Origin of the sequence: Pararhodobacter sp., assembly GCF_036802785.1 — a bacterium.
Taxonomy (GTDB): Bacteria; Pseudomonadota; Alphaproteobacteria; order Rhodobacterales; family Rhodobacteraceae; genus Pararhodobacter.
In genome coordinates this window covers 24348-43320 of sequence record NZ_DAIRVN010000036.1, presented here as the reverse complement: position 1 = coordinate 43320, position 18973 = coordinate 24348, and the positions used below count along the sequence as shown (strand labels likewise).

The following is an 18973-nucleotide window of genomic DNA, read 5'->3' as shown; positions in this document are numbered from 1 at the left end:
AGATCAGCTTGCCGCTCGGCGTGACCACGCCGAGGCGGTCGCCGTCGTACCCCGGCCACCTGATGATGGCCGTCGCCGAGGACATGCTGTCGCGCCTGGCGCGTATTCACATCTGGCGCGGCCGGCGGTCGTGGGCGGGGAGGGGGCGGGGGGCGGGCGTGGCCAGTGTGCGGGCGGCGGCTTTCAATGCAGCTTCGTGACCGACCCCCAGTATCCAGCCCTCCTCACTCACCGCCTCATCGGGCGGGGCGGTAAAAAGCGCGCCCAGCCCGGCGCCGGTTTCCTGCATGTGCCAGAGCACTGCTGCCAGAAGCCGCACCTGCGCCTCATCGGGCACCATGCCGGTTTCGGTCCGGTTGGCCATGACCTCGGCCGCCAGAAGCGAGGGGAACACCTCGGCCAGCACCACCGGCGCCTGCGCCACCGGCTCAAACGGCCAGACGGCCAGCTGCCCGGCGAAACCCTCGCGCAGCCGCCACAGAACCGGCAGTCCGGTCAGCGCCTGACTGCCGACCGAACCCGGGCCGCCCAGTTTCCAGACCGATTGCGCGCCGCGCGCCGCGCGCTCGGTTGCGCGCTTCTCATCCAGCGGGCCGTAGCCGTGCCGCGCGCTGCCCTTGAGTGGCAGACCGGGCAGATCGCGCCCGTTGGGGTGGAACCAGAACGGCCCCAGCCCCGGGAATTGCCGGTTGATCGCGGCGGCAACCTCATATCTGTTCGAGCGGTTCTGCGCGTCATCCTCGATGGCCCCGGCCAGCCATTCCCAGACCGCCAGCGCCTCGGCGCGGCCGGTCAGGTGGGTTGCGAAACCGGCGGGGTAGCCAAAGGCGAAATCGGCGCCGATCAACAACCGCTGGCCACGCGCCACTGCGTCGGCCACCAGTGCGCGCAACCGGGCTTCTGCAGCACGGCGGGTGGGCAGGTTTTCAGCGCTGACGCCATCGGGACCGGCGATGCCCAGCCAGATCGAATCTTTGCCACGCCTGGGGCGGGATTCTGCTGACCAGTCGAGTATGGCGATCTGATCGAAGATCATCGCGCAAGCCCCAGATCGCGCAGAATAAAATCGGCAATCGCGCCGGTGTCATCAAGCGGCAAAACCGGCACTGTGACCCCGGCCAGCGCCACATCGCCCGCCCCCACGTCCGAGGCCACCGCCCGCACGCTGGGGTTGCCCGGCGCGAGCAGCGGATGGCCTGTCTCCAGCCGGTGTGCCTCGATCTTGGGATGAGGGCCGCGTTTATACCCTTCGATCAGCACCAGATCGACCGGCGACAGCCGCGCCAGCAGGTCATCGAGCGCCGGTTCGGGCGCGCCGCGCAGTTCATGCATCAGCGCCCAGCGCTGCGGCGACGATACCAGCACCTCATGCGCACCCGCCTGCCGGTGGCGGTAGCTGTCACGGCCCGGATGGTCGATTTCGGTTTCATGATGGGCGTGTTTGAGCGTGGAAACCGTCAGACCGCGCGCAACCATCTCGGTTACCAGCCGCTCAACCAGCCCGGTCTTGCCCGCGTTCTTCCAGCCGGTAACGCCGTAAATCTTCATACCATGCCCGCCAGAACCTCGGCGCGGGCGATATCTTCGGGCGTGTTGACGTTGAAGAAAGGATCAAAGGGATCGGAGGGGAACACGGCCTGCCCCGCCCCGTGCCCATCCGTCCAGAGGACGATCTTGCGCAGACCGCCAGTGAGCGCGTCGCGCAGATCATCGCGCAGGGTCACCGGCCAAAGTCCGAAGGTCGGCTGCCGCCAGACGCGCCCATCGTCATCCCTGCTTGCCGCGAGTGCCAACCCCGATACGCCCGCCGCCATCTGCAGCCGCGCCACCAGATCGGGCGGAAAGAAAGGCGTATCAGCCGCCGCCGTGACAATCGCCGCCGCGCCCTGCCCGGCGGCCCAGTCCAGCCCGGCCAGCACACCGGCGAGCGGGCCGGGATGGTCGGGCAGGCTGTCAGCCAGCACCGGCAGGCCGAATTCCGCCAGCCGCGCCGGGTCGCCATTGGCGTTGATCGCCATGCCCGCAACCTGTGGACCCAGCCGCGTGATCACATGATCCATCAGCCGCCGCCCGGCGACCTGCCGCAAACCCTTGTCGCCGCCGCCCATCCGCGTGGCGCGGCCGCCCGCCAGTATCACCCCCAGCACCGCAGCTTTACGCATCCATCGCTCCCTTGCGCCGGTGGCGGGTGCTTTCATCGCCTACCAATGCCGGGTCGGCATCGCGGATCAGCCGCTCCTCGCCCGCAAGGCAGACAAACCGCTGCCCCCGCATCCGGCCGATCAGTGTCAGCCCGACCTGCTGCGCAATCTCCACCCCCCATGCGGTGAAGCCTGAGCGTGAGGCGAGGACCGGAATGCCCATCTGCGCCGTCTTGATCACCATTTCCGATGTCAGGCGCCCGGTGGTATACAGGATCTTGTCCGCACCGCCCTCGCCATGCCGGAACATCCAGCCCGCGATCTTGTCAACCGCGTTGTGGCGGCCAACATCTTCCATATAAACCAGAATCTCATCACCCCGGCACAGGACCGAGCCATGGATCGCACCCGCCTCCAGATAGAGCGAGGGCGTGGTGTTGATCGCGCGGGCCAGCGCGTAAAGCCAGCTGGTGCGCAATTCGGCGGGCGGCAGGGTCAGCCCCGCAAGCCCCTCCATCATGTCGCCGAAAACCGTGCCCACCGCGCAGCCCGAGGTGCGGGTTTTCTTCTTCACCTTCTCTTCATACGAGGTCCGGCGATCGGTGCGCACCACCACGGTTTCAATCTCTTCATCGTAATCAATGCCTGTGATCACATCATCGGCGTGCAGCATGCCCTGATTGCGCAGAAAGCCCAGCGCCAGATATTCCGGGTAATCGCCGATCGTCATGGCGGTGACAATCTCCTGCGCATTCAGGAAGATGGTCAGCGGCCGCTCCTCGACCACGCTGATCTCGACCGGGGCGCCGGTATGGTCGGTGCCACCGATCCGCCGGGTCAGGCGCGGATGCGCGGGGTCCGGCAGCAGTGCGGGGGCGGGTGAATGTGGTTGGGGCTTGATCATACCGTGTCTTTTCTGGTCATTGGGACTATGTATCAAGGCGGCAAGGCCAGACAAGGGCTGTCGGGGGTTGTCAGTAGCCGTCGGGGGTTGAACCCTTGTGGCGACGGAGGCGCGGGGAACAATGCTGGGATATGTGATCGGAGCGCAAAGGGGCGCGGTGGACCTTCTGCTGAGCGAGGTTGCAGCGCAACTGGCCGCGCGCGGCTGGCCGCTGGCCGGGGTGGTGCAGATCAACTCCGAAACCGACCCCGCCGCGCATTGCGACATGGACCTGCAGGTGCTGACCATGGAAAACCGGGTGCGCATCTCGCAGCGCCTTGGCCCCATGGCGCGCGGATGCCGCCTTGACCCGCAGGGGCTGGAAGAGGCCGTGGGCCTTGTCGAGCGCATGCTGGACCGGGGACCGCGCCTGCTGCTGATCAACAAATTCGGCAAGGCCGAACTGGAAGGACGCGGCTTTCGCCCGGTGATCGGCCGGGCGCTCGCCGAGGGCGTGCCGGTGCTGACGGCCGTCAATCAGGCCAATCTTGCCGGGTTCGAGCGTTTCAGCGAAGGCATGGGCACGGCGCTGCCGCCCGATCTGGAGGCTGTGGTTGACTGGTGCCTCGCTCAGGCGGGGAATGCCGAGAGAGTAGCCTGACGCGTTGCCGGAAGGCGGGGGGCGTTGCCGGAGGGCGGGGACATCGCCTGACACTGAAGTCGAGGGGGCGCTGCCCCCGCCGCCCGTTCCGGGCGACTCCCCCGGGATATTTCTGAACAGATGAAGGGGCGGACGGGCCTGTCGGACGGCATCGCATGCCGGGGGCTTGACCTTCCAGTTACAGGAAGCCCTAGATAAGGCCTGTCGTCCTTTTCAGCCTGTCCTGACTGCCTTGCGGAGCCACCGATATGAAACCGATTTCCCATCTGACCCTGCGCGTTTCGGGGATGACCTGCGCCTCCTGTTCGGCGCGGGTGGAGCGGATTGCCACCTCGGTGCCGGGCGTCGAAGGCGCGGAAGTCAATCTCGCGCTTGAAACGCTGCGCGTGGCGGGCACGCCGGACCTGCAGGTGCTGGCGCAGCGGCTGTCGGGGGCGGGCTACCCGGTTCAGGAGGAGGAAACCCAGCTCTCGGTCGCGGATATGACCTGCGCCTCCTGCGTGGGCCGGGTGGAGCGGGTTCTGACCCGGCAGCCCGGCGTTCTTGCGGCATCAGTCAATCTGGCGACGCAAACTGCCAGCATCCGGCATCTGGCCGTGCCGGGGCTGGACGCAAGACTGGCGCGCGCGGTCACCGATGCCGGTTACCCCGCCCGGCCCCGCAATGCAGAGGCCCGCGCCAGTCAGGAAAGCGCGCGCGCCCGCGAAAGCCGCGCGCTGGCGCGCCGCCTCGTGCTGGCCCTTGTGCTGACGCTGCCGGTCTTTGTGCTGGAGATGGGCGGCCATATGGTGCCCGCCTTTCATCACTGGGTCCATACGACCATCGGCATGTGGCAAAGCTGGGTCATCCAGTTTGCGCTGACCAGCCTTGTCCTTTTCGGCCCCGGGCTGATGTTCTTTCGCCATGGCATCCCGGCCCTGTTGCGCGGTGCGCCCGATATGAACAGCCTTGTCGCGGTCGGCACCCTTGCCGCCTGGGGCTTTTCAAGCGTCGCCACCTTTGCCCCTGCCCTGCTGCCGCAGGGTGCCGCCGCGGTTTATTTCGAGGCGGCGGCGGTAATTGTGACGCTGATCCTGCTGGGCCGCTGGCTGGAGGCGCGCGCCAAGGGCCGCACCGGCGCGGCGATTGCGCGGCTGGTGGGGCTGCAGGCGAAATCGGCGCGGGTGGAGCGGGATGGCACGCTGCTGGACCTGCCGCTGGAACAGGTCGTGCCCGGCGACATCCTCCATGTCCGCCCCGGCGAGCGCATCGCGGTGGATGGTGAGGTGACCGGCGGCGCCTCGCATGTCGATGAATCGATGATCACCGGCGAGCCGTTGCCCAATGCCAAGGCCCCCGGCGCCATGGTGACGGGCGGCACGGTCAATGGCACCGGCGCGCTGACCTTCCGCGCAACCCGGGTGGGCGCGGATACGATGCTGGCCCAGATCATCCGGCTGGTGGAAGAGGCGCAGGGCGCCAAGCTGCCCATTCAGGCGCTGGTTGACCGCGTGACCCTTTACTTCGTCCCTGCCGTCATGGCGCTGTCGCTGCTGACACTGGCCATATGGCTGGTCTTCGGCCCTGACCCGCGGCTGAGCCATGCGCTGGTGGCGGCCGTGGCGGTGCTGATCATCGCCTGCCCCTGCGCGATGGGGCTGGCCACGCCCACCTCGATCATGGTGGGCACGGGGCGGGCGGCCGAGATGGGGGTGCTGTTTCGCCGTGGCGATGCGCTTCAGGCGTTGCAGGGTGTCGAGATCGTAGCCTTTGACAAGACCGGCACCCTGACCGAGGGGCGACCTGAGCTGGTCGCGCTGGAGCCCGCGCCGGGGTTCGACGCCGACACGGTCCTGCGCCTTGTCGCCGCCGTGGAAAGCCGCGCCGAGCACCCGGTCGCGCAGGCGATCGAGCGCGCGGCGCATGCGCGCGGGCTGGCGCTGCCGGAGCCGCAGGATTTTGACACGATCACCGGCTTCGGCGCGCGCGCCTTGGTCGAAGGGCAGGTGGTGCTGGTGGGGGCCGCACGGCTTTTTGAGCGCGAAGGCATCGACCTTGGCACTCTGCCCCAAGCCGCCGACGCGCGCGCGGCCAAGGGCCAGACACCGCTCTTTGCCGCCATCGACGGCAAGGCAGCGGCGATGATCGCGGTGGCCGACCGGATCAAGCCCTCTACCCCGCGCGCCATCGAGGCGCTGCATGCCATGGGCCTGAAGATCGCCATGATCACCGGCGATGCCAAAGCGACCGCCCGCGCCATCGCCGCCGACCTGGGCATCGACACCGTCGAGGCCGATGTGCTGCCCGAAGGCAAGGTGGCTGCCCTCAAGGCTCTGAGCGCGGGTGGCAGGCGGATCGCCTTTGTCGGCGACGGGATCAACGACGCACCGGCGCTGGCGGCGGCGGATATCGGCATTGCCATCGGAACCGGCACCGATGTGGCCATCGAGAGCGCCGATGTGGTGCTGATCTCGGGCGATCTGCGAGGGGTGGTCAATGCGCTGGATGTCAGCCACCGCACCATCCGCAACATCCGCCAGAACCTGTTCTGGGCCTTCGCGTACAATGCCGCGCTGATCCCGGTGGCGGCGGGGGTGCTTTACCCGGCCTTCGGCGTCACGCTCAGCCCGGTGCTGGCGGCGGGCGCGATGGCGCTTTCCAGCGTCTTCGTGATCACCAATGCGCTGCGCCTGCGCCGCCTGCGCCCCCTGATGGACGAAAGCACCGCGCAGGGCAGCGCGCCCCCTCTCGTGCCCGCCGGACAGGGGGTGATGCCATGAACATCGGTGAGGCCGCCGAGGCTGCGGGCCTGCCCGCCAAGACCATCCGCTATTATGAGGATATCGGGCTGATCCGCCCACCGCGCGATACCAACGGCTACCGCGCCTTCCGGCCCGGCGATATCCACAAGCTGGCCTTTCTGGGCCGCGCGCGCGCCCTTGGCTTCACCATCGAGGAATGCCGCGCGCTGCTGGGCCTTTATGAGGACGAAAGCCGCGCCAGCGAAGACGTGAAGCGGCTGGCGCAGAGCCATCTGGAGCGGATCGACGCCAAGATCATCGAGTTGCGCGCGCTCAGGGCCACATTGGGTGAACTGGTCTCGGCCTGCGCGGGCGATCACCGGCCTGACTGCCCCATTCTCAGCGATCTGGCCTCAGGGCCGGCGGGTGTGCCCGCAAAACGCGGCAAGGCCCGGCAGCAGCGCGAGAACTGAGCTGCACAGGGGCTGATCTGCGCATCAGCGCACAATGCCCGTGCGGCGGGCGGGCTTTACGCTGGCGGGGCCGGACCCTAGGTTCTGCCCAACCCGCCCCAAACCGCGCGAGAAAGCCATGACACAGATTTCCCTCGGCCTCGATACTTTCGGCGATGTCACCCACGGCACCGACGGCAAGCCCAAACCCATGGATCAGGTCCTGCGCGACGTGGTCGAAGAGGCGGTGCTCGCCGATGCGGTGGGAATCGATTTCATCGGTCTGGGTGAGCATCACCGCGGTGATTTCGCCATTTCCGCCCCCGAAATCGTGCTGGCAGCCATTGCCGGGCGCACCAAACGCATCCGGCTGGGCACCGCCGTCACCATCCTGTCCACCGATGACCCGGTGCGCGTATTCCAGCGCTTCTCTACCCTCAACGCGGTCTCGGATGGCCGGGCCGAGGTGATTGTCGGGCGCGGCTCTTTCACCGAAAGCTACCCGCTTTTCGGCGAGGACATGCAGAATTATGACCTGCTGTTCGAGGAAAAGCTGGACATCTTCACCCGCCTGCTGCGCGAGAAAAAGGTGACATGGCAGGGCAAGACCCGTTCGCCACTGAAAAACACCACCGTTTATCCGCGCCTTGGCGAAAAGGGGCTGACCACCTGGGTCGGCGTCGGTGGCAGCCCGGAATCGGTGGTGCGGGTGGTGCGCCATGATCTGCAACTGATGCTGGCCATCATCGGCGGCGACCCTTTGCGTTTTAAGCCCTATGTGGAGCTGTATCACCGCGCCGTGGCCCAGATGGACCAGAAGGCCCGCCCCATCGGCGTGCACTCCCCCGGCTTTGTCGCCGAAACCGACGAGGCCGCGCGCGAGGCGCTCTGGCCGCATTATCAGGCGATGTTCGGCCGCATCGGGCGCGAACGCGGCTGGCCGCCGGTGACCAAGGACAAGTATATTGCCGAGGTGGCGCATGGCGCGCTTTATGTCGGCTCACCCGAGACCGTCGCGCGCAAGATTGTGCGCACCGTCAAGGGGCTGGAGATTGACCGGTTCGACCTGAAATACGCCACCGGCCCGCAATCGCATGAGCAGCTTCTGAACTGTATCCGGCTTTATGGTGAAGAGGTCATTCCGATGGTGCGCGACATTCTCAACCGCTCTTCCGCCGCCTGATACCGGAAGCCGATACTGGACACCGATACTGGACCGGGGCTCCGCCGCGCGCTATCCCTGCGCGAAAGAGGAGCCCCGCCATGCCCAACCCGCTTTATGACGCGCTTTTCGCCCCCCTCAAGGGGCGGAACACCCCCTTCCTGCACCTGCCTGATGGCGACCCCCTGACGGGTGAGGCGTTTCACAGGCTTTGCGCACAGGTGGCCGGGGCACTGACGGCACTGGGACTGCGACCGGGCGATCGGCTCGCCGTGCAGGTAGAGAAAAGCCCGCAGACACTGGCGCTTTACGGCGGCGCGGTGATGGCGGGGGTGGTGTTCTTGCCATTGAACACGGCCTATATGCCGGACGAGGTTGAGTATTTCCTGTCAGATGCCGGGGCCGTGCTGCTGTTGACTGATGGGGCGCGCGAATCCGCGCTTGCCCTGGTGGCCGAGCGCTGCGGCACGCGGTTGATGGCGCTCAATGCCGATGGCTCGGGCAGTTTCGCGCAAGCCATGGCGCAGGCTATCCCGCTGGCAGAGCCGGCGCCGCGCGATACAGGCGATCTGGCGGCGCTGCTCTATACGTCGGGCACCACCGGGCGCTCAAAAGGCGCGATGCTGACCCAAAGCAACCTCTTGTCGAACGCCGAAGTGCTGGTGGCGGAGTGGCGCTTTACCGCGCACGATGTGCTGCTGCACGCGCTGCCGATCTTCCACACGCATGGGCTTTTCGTTGCGACCAACACGCTCCTGCTGGCGGGCGGGGCGATGATCTGGCTGCCCAAACTGGATATCGACGCGCTGATCCGGCATCTGCCGCAGGCCACCAGCCTGATGGGCGTGCCCACTTTCTACACCAGATTGCTGGCAGACCCCCGGTTTGACCGCGACCTGGTGGCGCATATGCGGCTTTTCATCTCAGGCTCGGCACCGCTGCTGGCAGAAACACATACCGCATTCGAGGCCCGCACCGGCCACCGGATTCTGGAACGCTACGGCATGACCGAAACCAATATGAACACCTCGAACCCCTATACGGGCGAGCGGCGCGCGGGGCACCGTGGGCTTTCCGCTTCCGGGGGTTGATCTGAAGGTGACCGACCCCGACACGGGCAAAGAATTGCCGCAGGGCGCGGTGGGGATGATCGAGGTGCGCGGGCCGAATGTCTTTGCCGGATACTGGCAGATGCCGGAAAAGACCGCGGCAGAGCTGCGCGCGGACGGCTTTTTCATCACCGGTGATCTCGGGATGGTGGACAGTGACGGCTACGTGCATATCGTCGGTCGCCAGAAAGACCTTATCATCGCGGGCGGCTACAATATCTACCCCAAGGAGGTGGAACTGGCACTGGATGAGGCCGACGGCGTGCTGGAAAGCGCCGTGATCGGTGTGCCTCACCCCGATCTGGGCGAGGCCGTGCTGGGGGTGATCGTCCCCGCCCCCGGCACTGCGCCGGATACCGATGCGATCCTGCGCACTCTGGCAGGCGGGATAGCGCGATTCAAACTGCCCCGCGCGCTGGCCGTGCTTCCGGAGCTGCCGCGCAACACGATGGGCAAGGTGCAGAAGAACCTTCTGCGCGAACAGTTCAAAGACTGGTTCACGGGGTGAGCGCGGAGGGGGCGCTGCCCCCCGCCCTTCGGGCGCCCCCCGGCGTATTTTTGGCAAGATGAAGGGGCGCCGCTTACAGATAGGGCGGCGTGCAGGCTGAAACCACCACGGCCTCGGTATTGCCGATATTGCGGAAACGGTGCGGGATGGTGGAACTGAACAGATAGCTGTCACCCGCCTGCAAGACCTGTGTCTGCCCGCCCACCGTCAGCTCGATCGCGCCCGCGATCACCACGCCACCTTCCGAGCCCGCATGCTCCAGCATGCTCTGCCCGGTATCGGCGCCGGGCTCATAGCGTTCATAGAGGATCTGAAGATTATGCGCGCGCGCATCGCCGACCTGCATCAGCCGGATGCGGCCCGAGCGGTCAGGCGCGGCGCCGGGCAGAAGCGAGGTGAGGTCGCGCAGATCATCCGGGCGGAAGAAGACGGCGTCCAGCGCGGGGCGGTCAGGTTCGAAGAATTCGGCGAGGGTGACACCCAAGCCGCCCAGAATCCTGCGCAAGCTGGCCACCGAGGGGCTGGAACGGTTGGTTTCGATCATCGAGATCTGACCATGCGGCACGCCCGAAAGATCCGCCAGACCGCGCTGGGAAAGGCCTGCGGCCGTTCTCATATCCCGCAAGCGGGTGCCCACGTCGAACCCATCCATCCTGTCGCTCGCTCATCAGGAATCACTTGCTCATAATATTGAGCAACGATAGAAAGGAAAGCGGGTTTATTCAGGAGCTGATCATGACCGCATCCACCGACCTTCAGGCCCGCAAGGCCGCAGCCGTTTCACGCGGGGTCGCCACCCGCAACATCTATGCCGTGCGCGCCGAGAATGCCGAACTGTGGGATGCCGAGGGCAAGCGCTACATCGATTTCGCGGTAGGGATCGCGGTGAACAACACCGGGCATCGCCATCCCAAGGTGATGGCCGCCGTGGCTGAGCAGGCGCAGGCCTTCACCCATACCTGCTTTCACGTCGCCCCCTATGAAAGCTACATCGCGCTGGCCGAGCGGCTGAACGCCATCACGCCGGGCGATTTCGCCAAGAAGACCATGCTGGTGTCATCGGGCGCGGAAGCCGTTGAAAACGCGATCAAGATGGCGCGGGCCTATACCGGCCGCTCGGGCGTGATCGCCTTCACCGGCGCGTTCCACGGGCGCACGCTGATGGGCATGGCGCTGACCGGCAAGGTCAACCCCTACAAGAAGAATTTCGGCGCGATGCCGGCGGAGGTGGTGCATGCCCCCTTCCCCAACGCATTCCACGGCATTTCCGAGGCCGAGGCGATCCGCACGCTGGAGGGGATGTTTGCCTCCACCGTCGATCCTGAGCGGATTGCGGCGATGATCATCGAGCCGGTGCAGGGTGAAGGCGGTTTCAACATTGCGCCTGCCGGGTTCCTGCGGCGGCTGCGCGAGATATGTGACCAGTATGGCATCGTGCTGATCGCCGATGAGGTGCAGGCGGGGATGGCGCGGACCGGCAAGATGTATGGTTTCGAGCATTCGGGCGTCGTGCCGGATGTGATCACCATGGCCAAAGGGCTGGCCGGGGGTTTCCCGCTGTCAGCGGTGACCGGCAAGGCCGAAATCGTTGACGCACCGCATGCCGGCGGCGTGGGCGGCACCTATGGCGGCAACCCGATCGCGGTGGCGGCCAGCCATGCGGTGCTGGACGTGATCAAGGAAGAAGGCCTTTGCGCGCGCGCCGACGAGATCGGCGAGAAAATCCGCGCCCGGCTGAACGCCATGGCCGAGCGGCAGGGGATGGAATGCATCGGTGACGTGCGCGGCCTGGGCGCGATGAATGCGTTCGAGCTGGTCAAGGACCGCGAAAGCCGCGCACCGGACGCCGAACTGACCAGCGCCGTAGTGGCCGAGGCCGAGGCGCGCGGGCTGATCCTGCTGTCCTGCGGCACGCGCTACAACGTGATCCGCCTGCTGCCACCGCTGACCATCCCGATGGATCAGCTGGATGAGGCGCTGGATATCATCGAGGCCTCGGTCGAGGCGGCGGTGCAGAAATCGGCCTGACCCGCTTCCGGGCAAACCGACCTCCGGCGCCAGCCGCCGGGGGTCAACCGGCCACGGCCTTGCGGATCGCGTCTTCCTGTATCCCGACAATCCGCCAACCCTCGGCGATGGCCTCCTCGGCGCGGTGAAAATCCAGCACGGCGAGCGTGGGAAGATGGGCGCCCAGCAGCACCTGTGGCGGATCCCCCGCAAGGCGGCTGCGGCGGATCTGGTCGGAGGCAATATCAAGCGCCGCATTGACCACAGCCAGATACCCGGGTTCGGCATCGCCATCGGGCCGGGGGTGGCTGGCCCAGAGGCCCCGCAACGCCTCGGGCAGCAGGTCGCCCGGGTCAGGCAGACCGCGCAGCCCTTGGCCCGGCGACCAGAAATCGCCGCTGCGTGCCGCGTTCGGGTTGACGGCGATCACCACTTCGGCCCCCAACGCCCGCGCCGCCGACACCGGCACCGGGTTGACCAGCCCGCCGTCCAGCAGCCACCGTCCGTCCAGTTGCAGAGGGCTGATCAGGCCGGGAATGGCAACCGACGCGCGCACTGCCGCCACCAGATCGCCGCTGCGCAACCAGACCTCGCGGCCGTTGCGCAGATCCGTCGCCACCGCGATAAAAGGCAGCGGCAGCGCCTCGATCAACTCGGGCAGATCCAGCCCGTGCAACATGGAGACGATACCGGCCCCGCCGACAACCCCGCCGCCAGTCAGGCGCGCGTCGATCAGGCCCAGTATGCTGCGCCGGGTCTGGGCGCGCGCCCAGTCTTCAAGCGCCTCCAGCCGGCCGGCGGCCTGCGCCGCGCCGACCAGTGCGCCGATGGATGTGCCTGCGATCACGTCAGGCCGGATGCCCATGGATTCCAGTGCGCGCAGCACACCGATATGGCACCAGCCCCGCGCGCCCCCTGCCCCCAGAACGAGCCCGATCTTTGGCTTTGCCATTCAAATCACCCCGCCCTCTGGCTTCAGGCGGATGATGGCGCTTGGCCCGCCCTGCCGCAAGTGCCCCCCGCCGTTTACCCCGACATTCAAGCGTTGATCGTTGCATTTACAACTATTACGGTGCCACAAGCCGATTCGCTGCTGCCTGTCAGCGCTTTCCGGCCCGGACACAGGGGGAACGACATGGCCAAAAGCTTCGCTTCGCAGGGAGACCTGTCAGAAAAAACCATCTCTTTCACCGAGATCGGCGACGGGATCTATGCCTTCACCGCCGAGGGTGACCCCAATTCGGGCGTCATCATCGGCGACGACTCGGTCATGGTGATCGAAGCACAGGCCACGCCCCGGCTGGCGCGCAAGGTGGTGGAATGTATCCGCTCGGTCACCGACAAGCCGATCAGCCATCTGGTGCTGACGCATTATCATGCGGTGCGGGTGCTGGGTGCCGCCGCTTACGGTGCACGAGAGATCATCATGTCAGACACTGCCCGCGCCATGGTCGTCGAGCGCGGTCAGGAAGACTGGGACAGCGAATTCGGCCGCTTTCCGCGCCTGTTTCAGGGGCATGAGGAAATTCCGGGGCTGACCTTTCCCACCACCACCTTCCGCGATGCCATGACCGTCTATCTGGGCAGGCGCCGCGTCGATATCATGCATCTGGGCCGCGCCCATACTGCCGGAGATGCCGTGGTCTGGGTGCCCGACAGCGAGGTCATGTTCACCGGCGATATCGTTGAATACCACTCTGCCTGCTATTGCGGCGACGGCCATTTTGCCGATTGGGGCGACACGCTGGAGGCCATCGCCGCCTATGAGCCAAAGGCCATCGCGCCGGGCCGGGGCGATGCGCTGATCGGTGAGGAAATGGTGGAACAGGCGCTGCTGAACACCTTTGATTTTGTTGACAGCACCTATCGCCCGGTCAGGCGGGTGGCCGCACGCGGCGGCAGCCTGAAAGAGGCCTGGGACGCCGTGCGCGCGGAATGCGACCCCAAGTTCGCCGATTACGCGATTTATGAGCATTGCCTGCCCTTCAACGTCGCCCGCGCCTATGACGAGGCGCGCGGGCTGGACACGCCGCGCATCTGGACCGCCGAGCGCGACCAGCAGATGTGGGAAGATCTGCAGGGCTGATTTCTTTCGGGAGGAGAAAGCGGCATGAATGCCCCACTGGTTGACCGCTACAGGCTTGCCTACCGCGCTTACCCCTATGCGCGCACCGCCGATCAGGACAGCACCACCCCTGTGCGTCACCCGGTTGTCATTGTCGGCGGCGGCCCCGTCGGCATGGCGCTGGCGCTGGATCTGGGCCTGAAGGGGGTGCGGGCACTGGTGCTTGATGACCATGAGGGCATCGGAATGGGGTCGCGCGCGATCTGCTTCGCCAAGCGCCCGTTGGAGATACTGGACAGGCTGGGCTGCGGTGACGCGGTGGTGGAAAAAGGGGTGATCTGGAACCTTGGCAAGGTCTTTCACCGCGATGAAAATATCTATGAATTCAACCTTCTGCCCGAGGAGGGGCATAAATACCCCGCCTTCATCAACCTTCAGCAACCGTATTTTGAGAAATTTGTGCTGGACCATCTGCAGGCGCTGCAAAAGCATGGCCTGCCGGTGGAAATCCGGGGCCGGAACCGGGTGGATGCGGTCACCGACAAGGGCGATCATGTCGCGCTGACGGTGATGACACCCGATGGCCCCTATACGCTGGAGGCCGACTGGCTGGTGGCCTGTGACGGGGCGGCATCGCCGGTGCGGGGCATGCTGGGGCTGGGGTTTGAGGGCGAGGTGTTCAAGGACAGCTTCCTGATCGCCGATGTGCGCATGAAGGCCAGTTTTCCGACCGAGCGCTGGTTCTGGTTTGACCCGCCCTCGGGCGCCGGAGCCTCGCAGCTGCTGCATAAACAGCCCGATGACGTGTGGCGGATCGACTTTCAGATCGGCTGGGACGTGGACCGCGCCGAAGAGCTGAAGGAAGAGAATGTCCGCCGCCGGGTGGCGCAGATGATCGGCGAGGATATCGAGTTTGAGCTGGTCTGGTCGTCGATCTACACCTTCCAGTGTCGGCGGATGACGCGGTTTCATCAGGGCCGGGTGATCTTTGCGGGCGATTCCGCGCATCAGGTCTCCCCTTTCGGGGCGCGCGGGGCGAACAGCGGCTTGCAGGATGCCGATAATCTGGCATGGAAGCTCGCCATGATGGTGCGCGGCAAAGCCGGGCCGGGGCTGCTGGAAAGCTATGATGTGGAACGTATCCACGGCGCGAACGAGAACATTCTGAACTCCACCCGCGCCACCGATTTCATCACCCCCAAATCCGGGATCAGCCGCATCTTCCGCGATGCCGTGCTGGAACTGGCACGGCGCGAGGATTTTGCACGCCCCTTTGTCAATTCCGGGCGGCTGTCGGTGCCCTGTACCTATGACGGCTCCCCCCTGAACACGCCCGATGCGCTGGCGGGAGGCCCGGCGCGCGCAAGGCCCGGCAGCCCCTGCCCCGATGTGCCGCTGGAGGGCGGGTTTCTGCTGAACCGGTTGGGCGATGCGAAAGGCACCAGCTTCCAGATTCTGGCGATTGATTGCGCGGTGCCCGCGGGTTTTGCTGCGCAGGCCATCGACTGCACGGTGCTGCGGCTGTCGGCGGAAAACAACGCCCTGCTGCGTGAACGGTATCTGGGCACCTCCCCTGCCGCCGTCTATCTGATCCGCCCCGATCAGCATGTGGCGGCGCGCTGGGATGTCTGGGATGAAAGCGCGGTGGCCATGGCGGTTGCCCGTGCCATCGGGATGGAGGGCTGACATGGGAACGCTGGTAACGACCCGCAATCTGACCAATCCGGATGATGTCTATGCGATGCTGATTTCTGCGCATGAAGGGCTGAGCAAGGCGGAAAGCGATGCGCTCAATGCGCGGCTGATACTGGTGCTGCTCAACCATATTGGTGACCCGCAGATCATTGCCGAGGCGCTGAACGTGGCGCGGGGCTGACAGCAGGCCTTCCGCGCGGGGGTTCCCGTCGCGCCGATTTGTGGCAAGATGGCCACGAAGAAACCGCGAGGAAGCAACGTGAATTCAAGGGCCGGACGCCCCGCGCAGGACAGCGCCATCGCGGGCCTGCTGGCCGACATGCCGCTGCGCGCGGGCGGGTTCATCGTCACGCTCTACGGCGATGTCGTGGTGCCGCGCGGCGGTGAGGTCTGGATTGGCAATATCATCGACACCTGCGCCGCCGTCGGCATCAGCGAAACGCTGGTGCGCACCGCTGTGTCGCGGTTGGTGGCGGCCGGGCGGCTGGAGGGGCGGCGCGCCGGGCGGCGCAGTTTCTACCGCCTGTCCGGGGCCGCGCGCACCGAATTCGACGCCGCCGACCGCGCCATCTATGGCCCCGATGTTGAACCGGGCTGGCAGTTTGTCTTCGTGCCCGAGGCACTGGGCGACAGCGCCATGGCGCAGCTGGAGCGCGCGGGTTTTGCCCGGCTCAAGCCGCAGCTGGCCGTCGGGCCTGACCGCATCGCCGCGCCCGAAGGCGCGCTGACCTTCAGCGCCCGGCCCGAAAGCGGGTTGGCGATGCTGCCTGATTTCGCCGCCGGGGCATGGGATCTGGCAAGCCACGCGCAAGCCTATGCGGGCTTCATCGCGCGGTTCGAGGCATTGGCGACGGCCCCTGCGCCCCCCGGCGCGCAAGCCTTGTCGCTGCGGCTGCTGCTGGTGCATTTCTACCGTCAGGTACTGCTGCGTGACCCGCGCCTGCCTTTTGATGCGCTGCCGCCTGACTGGCCGGGCCACGCCGCGCGGCGGCTGTTTGCGAAGGCCTATTGCACCCTGTCCGACGCCGCCGATTCGCATGTCAGCACCTTCTTTAAGGCCGAAAGCGGCGCGCTTCCCCCCGTAAGTGCCAGCATCACCACCCGCCGCCATCTGCTGGAGACCATCGCCAGCCGCTGAAAAAACGCAGGCCCGCCAGCAGGTTGCGGTTGAGCGCCTAAAAGTGTCACACAATACTAAGATTATTTCGTTGATCCGTGACATGACGGTGCGTATGACTGTGCTTGACGGATGGGGAGGCTCACACCTGCTGCGGCGGTTGTGCTAAAGTGCATCGGCACCGGCGCGCGACGGTACGGCACGCCCTGTCGAACAGGTCTGAGGAGGCAGCATCATGTATGCACAGATGGTTAAAACCGACGGCAAGGGCGTGAAAGCGCCTGAGGACATGACGCCCGATGAACGCCGCTTTCAGGCCCGCATCGATGCCGGTGAAAAGATCGAGCCCAAGGAATGGATGCCCGAGGCCTATCGCCAGAACCTGATCCGGCAGATCGGCCAGCACGCGCATTCCGAAATCGTGGGGCAACTGCCTGAGGGCAACTGGATCACCCGCGCGCCCACGTTGGAGCGCAAGGCGATCCTGCTGGCCAAGGTGCAGGACGAGGCGGGGCACGGGTTGTACCTCTATTGCGCCGCCGAAACGCTGGGCGTGTCGCGCGATGAGCTGACCGAAGCTTTGCTGTCCGGCAAGATGAAATACTCCTCGATCTTCAACTATCCGACGCTGAGCTGGGCCGATATGGGCGCGGTGGGCTGGCTGGTGGATGGCGCTGCGATCATGAATCAGGTGCCATTGCAGCGCACCTCGTTCGGCCCCTATGCGCGCGCCATGATCCGCATCTGCAAGGAGGAATCGTTCCACCAGCGGCAGGGCTATGACATCATGATGAAAATGGCACGCGGCACGCCGGAACAGCGCGAGATGGCGCAGGATGCGCTCAACCGCTTCTGGTATCCCAGCCTGATGATGTTCGGCCCCTCGGACAAGGACTCGGTCCATTCGGCGCAGTCGATGGCGTGGAAGATCAAGATCAACACCAATGATGAGCTGCGCCAGAAATTCGTGGATCAGACGGTGCCGCAGGCGGAATATCTGGGGCTGACGGTGCCGGACCCCGATCTGAAATGGAACGCTGAAAAGGGCGGGCATGATTATTCCGAGCCCGACTGGTCAGAATTCTACGCGGTGCTGAAGGGCAACGGCCCGTGCAACCGCGACCGGCTGGAAGCGCGGCAGGAGGCCTGGGAACAGGGCCGCTGGTTCCGCGACGGGCTGGTGGCGCATGCGAAAAAGGCAGAGGCGCGGCGCGCGGCGGCAAGGGTTGCGGCGGAATGAGACCGGGTCAGGGGGGCGTTGCCCCCCTCGCCTGCGGCTCACCCCCCAGCGTATTTTCGGCAAGATGAAGGGATAACCGATGTCCAGTGAATGGCCGCTTTGGGAAGTGTTCATCCGGGGTCAGCACGGCCTCAACCACCGGCATGTCGGCAGCCTTCATGCGCCGGATGCGGAAATGGCGATCCGGCATGCGCGCGACGTGTATACGCGGCGCAACGAGGGAGTGTCGATCTGGGTGGTGAAATCGGGCGATATCGCGGCCTCCTGCCCCTCTGGAAAGGGCCCGCTGTTCGACCCGGCGAATGACAAGGTGTATCGCCACCCGACATTTTACGACATTCCAGATGAAGTGGGGCATATGTGATGCCCTCGCTTCCTGACATGATGACCCCCGATTCCGAGGCGCTTGCAAAGGCTGCCGGCAAGGGCGCGGGCGTGCCGCTGGAGGCTGGAACGCCGGAGCATGACTTGTTTAACGGCCTGACAAGACTGGGCGATAATACGTTGATTTTAGGGCACAGGATCAGCGAATGGTGCGGCCATGCGCCGGTGCTGGAAGAGGATATCGCGCTGGCCAATGTCGCCCTTGACCTGATCGGCCAGACGCAGCTTTGGCTGGGGTTGGCAGGCGAGGTCGAGGGGCGCGGGCGCAGTGCCGACGATCTGGCCTTTCTGCGCGACGCCTGGCACTTTTCCAACCTCCTGCTCGTTGAACGTCCGAACCGTGATTTCGGCCACACCCTGATGCGCCAGTTCCTGTTCGACGCCTGGCACCGGCCGATGCTGAAAGCGCTGGAAGACAGCACAGACGCCCGCATCGCCGAAATCGCTGCCAAGGCGGGCAAGGAAGTCGCCTATCATCTGGAGCGTTCCGCCGATCTGGTGATCCGGCTGGGCGACGGCACCGAAGAAAGCCACGCCCGCATGCAGGACGCGCTGGAGCGGCTGTGGCCCTGGGCGGGTGAGGCCTTTGTCGGCGATGACATCGACCGCCGGCTGTCCGAAACCGGGCTGATGCCCGCGCCTGAAAGCCTGCGCCCGGCGTGGGATGCGACGCTCAGTGAGGTGCTGAACGAGGCCACGCTGAAGGCGCCTGACACCAGTTTCGCCCAGACCGGCGGCACGCAGGGCCGCCATACCGAGCATCTGGGCCATATCCTGACCACCATGCAATGGCTGCAACGCGCCTATCCCGGCGCGCGCTGGTAAGCCG

Annotated in this window: 18 protein-coding genes and 1 pseudogene; 13 read left to right on the top strand and 6 right to left on the bottom strand. The window is 65.9% G+C overall.

Going from position 1 to position 18973, the window contains the following annotated elements; genetic code table 11:
- Nucleotides 1–106: 106 nt before the first annotated feature.
- The 4 genes from V7Q53_RS13225 to V7Q53_RS13210 are packed head-to-tail and all read right to left on the bottom strand — an operon-like array spanning nt 107 to nt 3045.
- Nucleotides 107–1036: a molybdopterin guanine dinucleotide synthesis gene (locus tag V7Q53_RS13225; RefSeq protein ID WP_333829055.1), complete on the bottom strand. Its 930-nt coding sequence runs from the start codon at nt 1034–1036 to the stop codon at nt 107–109.
- Nucleotides 1033–1548 carry a molybdopterin-guanine dinucleotide biosynthesis protein B gene (mobB, locus tag V7Q53_RS13220; protein WP_333829053.1) on the bottom strand — a complete coding sequence of 172 codons (516 nt, stop codon included), beginning with the start codon at nt 1546–1548 and terminating at the stop codon, nt 1033–1035. The genes V7Q53_RS13225 and mobB overlap by 4 nt, the downstream gene beginning before the upstream one ends.
- Nucleotides 1545–2162: a molybdenum cofactor guanylyltransferase MobA gene (mobA, locus tag V7Q53_RS13215; RefSeq protein WP_333829051.1), complete on the bottom strand. Its 618-nt coding sequence runs from the start codon at nt 2160–2162 to the stop codon at nt 1545–1547. Before mobA ends, mobB begins: the two co-directional genes overlap by 4 nt.
- Nucleotides 2155–3045, bottom strand: a complete 891-nt coding sequence (locus V7Q53_RS13210) for a formate dehydrogenase accessory sulfurtransferase FdhD (protein WP_333829049.1) — start codon at nt 3043–3045, stop codon at nt 2155–2157. The genes mobA and V7Q53_RS13210 overlap by 8 nt, the downstream gene beginning before the upstream one ends.
- A gap of 121 nt (nt 3046–3166) precedes the next feature.
- On the opposite strand from V7Q53_RS13210, the gene V7Q53_RS13205 reads away from it, so the two are divergent.
- The 5 genes and pseudogenes from V7Q53_RS13205 (at nt 3167) to V7Q53_RS13185 (ending at nt 9636) form a co-directional block, all read left to right on the top strand.
- Complete coding sequence (locus V7Q53_RS13205) at nt 3167–3685, top strand: DUF2478 domain-containing protein (protein ID WP_333829048.1); 519 nt, start codon at nt 3167–3169, stop codon at nt 3683–3685.
- A gap of 248 nt (nt 3686–3933) precedes the next feature.
- Nucleotides 3934–6444 carry a heavy metal translocating P-type ATPase gene (locus V7Q53_RS13200; protein ID WP_333829047.1) on the top strand — a complete coding sequence of 837 codons (2511 nt, stop codon included), beginning with the start codon at nt 3934–3936 and terminating at the stop codon, nt 6442–6444.
- Complete coding sequence (locus V7Q53_RS13195; RefSeq protein ID WP_333829046.1) at nt 6441–6878, top strand: Cu(I)-responsive transcriptional regulator; 438 nt, start codon at nt 6441–6443, stop codon at nt 6876–6878. Before V7Q53_RS13200 ends, V7Q53_RS13195 begins: the two co-directional genes overlap by 4 nt.
- Before the next feature lie 118 nt (nt 6879–6996).
- A complete protein-coding gene (locus V7Q53_RS13190; RefSeq protein ID WP_333829045.1) occupies nt 6997–8040 on the top strand; it encodes an LLM class flavin-dependent oxidoreductase in 1044 nt (347 codons plus the stop codon).
- Between the two features lie 80 nt (nt 8041–8120).
- A pseudogene (locus tag V7Q53_RS13185) lies at nt 8121–9636 on the top strand (malonate--CoA ligase).
- 73 nt (nt 9637–9709) lie between these two features.
- On the opposite strand, the gene V7Q53_RS13180 reads toward V7Q53_RS13185, so the two are convergent.
- Entirely contained in the window at nt 9710–10288 is a 579-nt protein-coding gene (locus tag V7Q53_RS13180) for a cupin domain-containing protein (protein WP_333829044.1), read from the bottom strand.
- Nucleotides 10289–10371: 83 nt separating this feature from the next.
- Here V7Q53_RS13180 and gabT point away from each other — a divergent pair, with 83 nt between their 5' ends.
- Nucleotides 10372–11664 carry a 4-aminobutyrate--2-oxoglutarate transaminase gene (gene gabT, locus V7Q53_RS13175; RefSeq protein WP_333829043.1) on the top strand — a complete coding sequence of 431 codons (1293 nt, stop codon included), beginning with the start codon at nt 10372–10374 and terminating at the stop codon, nt 11662–11664.
- Between the two features lie 43 nt (nt 11665–11707).
- On the opposite strand, the gene V7Q53_RS13170 is transcribed toward gabT, so the two are convergent.
- A complete protein-coding gene (locus V7Q53_RS13170) occupies nt 11708–12595 on the bottom strand; it encodes a patatin-like phospholipase family protein (RefSeq protein WP_333829042.1) in 888 nt (295 codons plus the stop codon).
- Between the two features lie 183 nt (nt 12596–12778).
- On the opposite strand from V7Q53_RS13170, the gene V7Q53_RS13165 reads away from it, so the two are divergent.
- The 7 genes from V7Q53_RS13165 to paaC all read left to right on the top strand — a co-directional run bounded on the left by V7Q53_RS13165 (nt 12779) and on the right by paaC (nt 18969).
- Nucleotides 12779–13729, top strand: coding sequence for an MBL fold metallo-hydrolase (locus V7Q53_RS13165; protein WP_333829041.1), 951 nt, complete (start codon nt 12779–12781; stop codon nt 13727–13729).
- A 24-nt stretch (nt 13730–13753) separates the two neighbouring features.
- Nucleotides 13754–15394, top strand: coding sequence for an FAD-dependent oxidoreductase (locus V7Q53_RS13160; RefSeq protein WP_333829040.1), 1641 nt, complete (start codon nt 13754–13756; stop codon nt 15392–15394).
- Between the two features lies 1 nt (nt 15395).
- Nucleotides 15396–15584, top strand: a complete 189-nt coding sequence (locus V7Q53_RS13155; protein ID WP_333829039.1) for a DUF2783 domain-containing protein — start codon at nt 15396–15398, stop codon at nt 15582–15584.
- Between the two features lie 78 nt (nt 15585–15662).
- Complete coding sequence (locus V7Q53_RS13150; RefSeq protein ID WP_333829038.1) at nt 15663–16541, top strand: PaaX family transcriptional regulator C-terminal domain-containing protein; 879 nt, start codon at nt 15663–15665, stop codon at nt 16539–16541.
- Between the two features lie 214 nt (nt 16542–16755).
- Nucleotides 16756–17760 (top strand): 1,2-phenylacetyl-CoA epoxidase subunit PaaA, encoded by a 1005-nt coding sequence (gene paaA / locus V7Q53_RS13145; protein ID WP_333829037.1) that lies wholly within the window; start codon nt 16756–16758, stop codon nt 17758–17760.
- 79 nt (nt 17761–17839) lie between these two features.
- Nucleotides 17840–18124 carry a 1,2-phenylacetyl-CoA epoxidase subunit PaaB gene (paaB, locus tag V7Q53_RS13140; RefSeq protein ID WP_333829036.1) on the top strand — a complete coding sequence of 95 codons (285 nt, stop codon included), beginning with the start codon at nt 17840–17842 and terminating at the stop codon, nt 18122–18124.
- Nucleotides 18124–18969, top strand: a complete 846-nt coding sequence (gene paaC, locus V7Q53_RS13135) for a 1,2-phenylacetyl-CoA epoxidase subunit PaaC (protein WP_333829035.1) — start codon at nt 18124–18126, stop codon at nt 18967–18969. Before paaB ends, paaC begins: the two co-directional genes overlap by 1 nt.
- Nucleotides 18970–18973 lie beyond the last annotated feature (4 nt).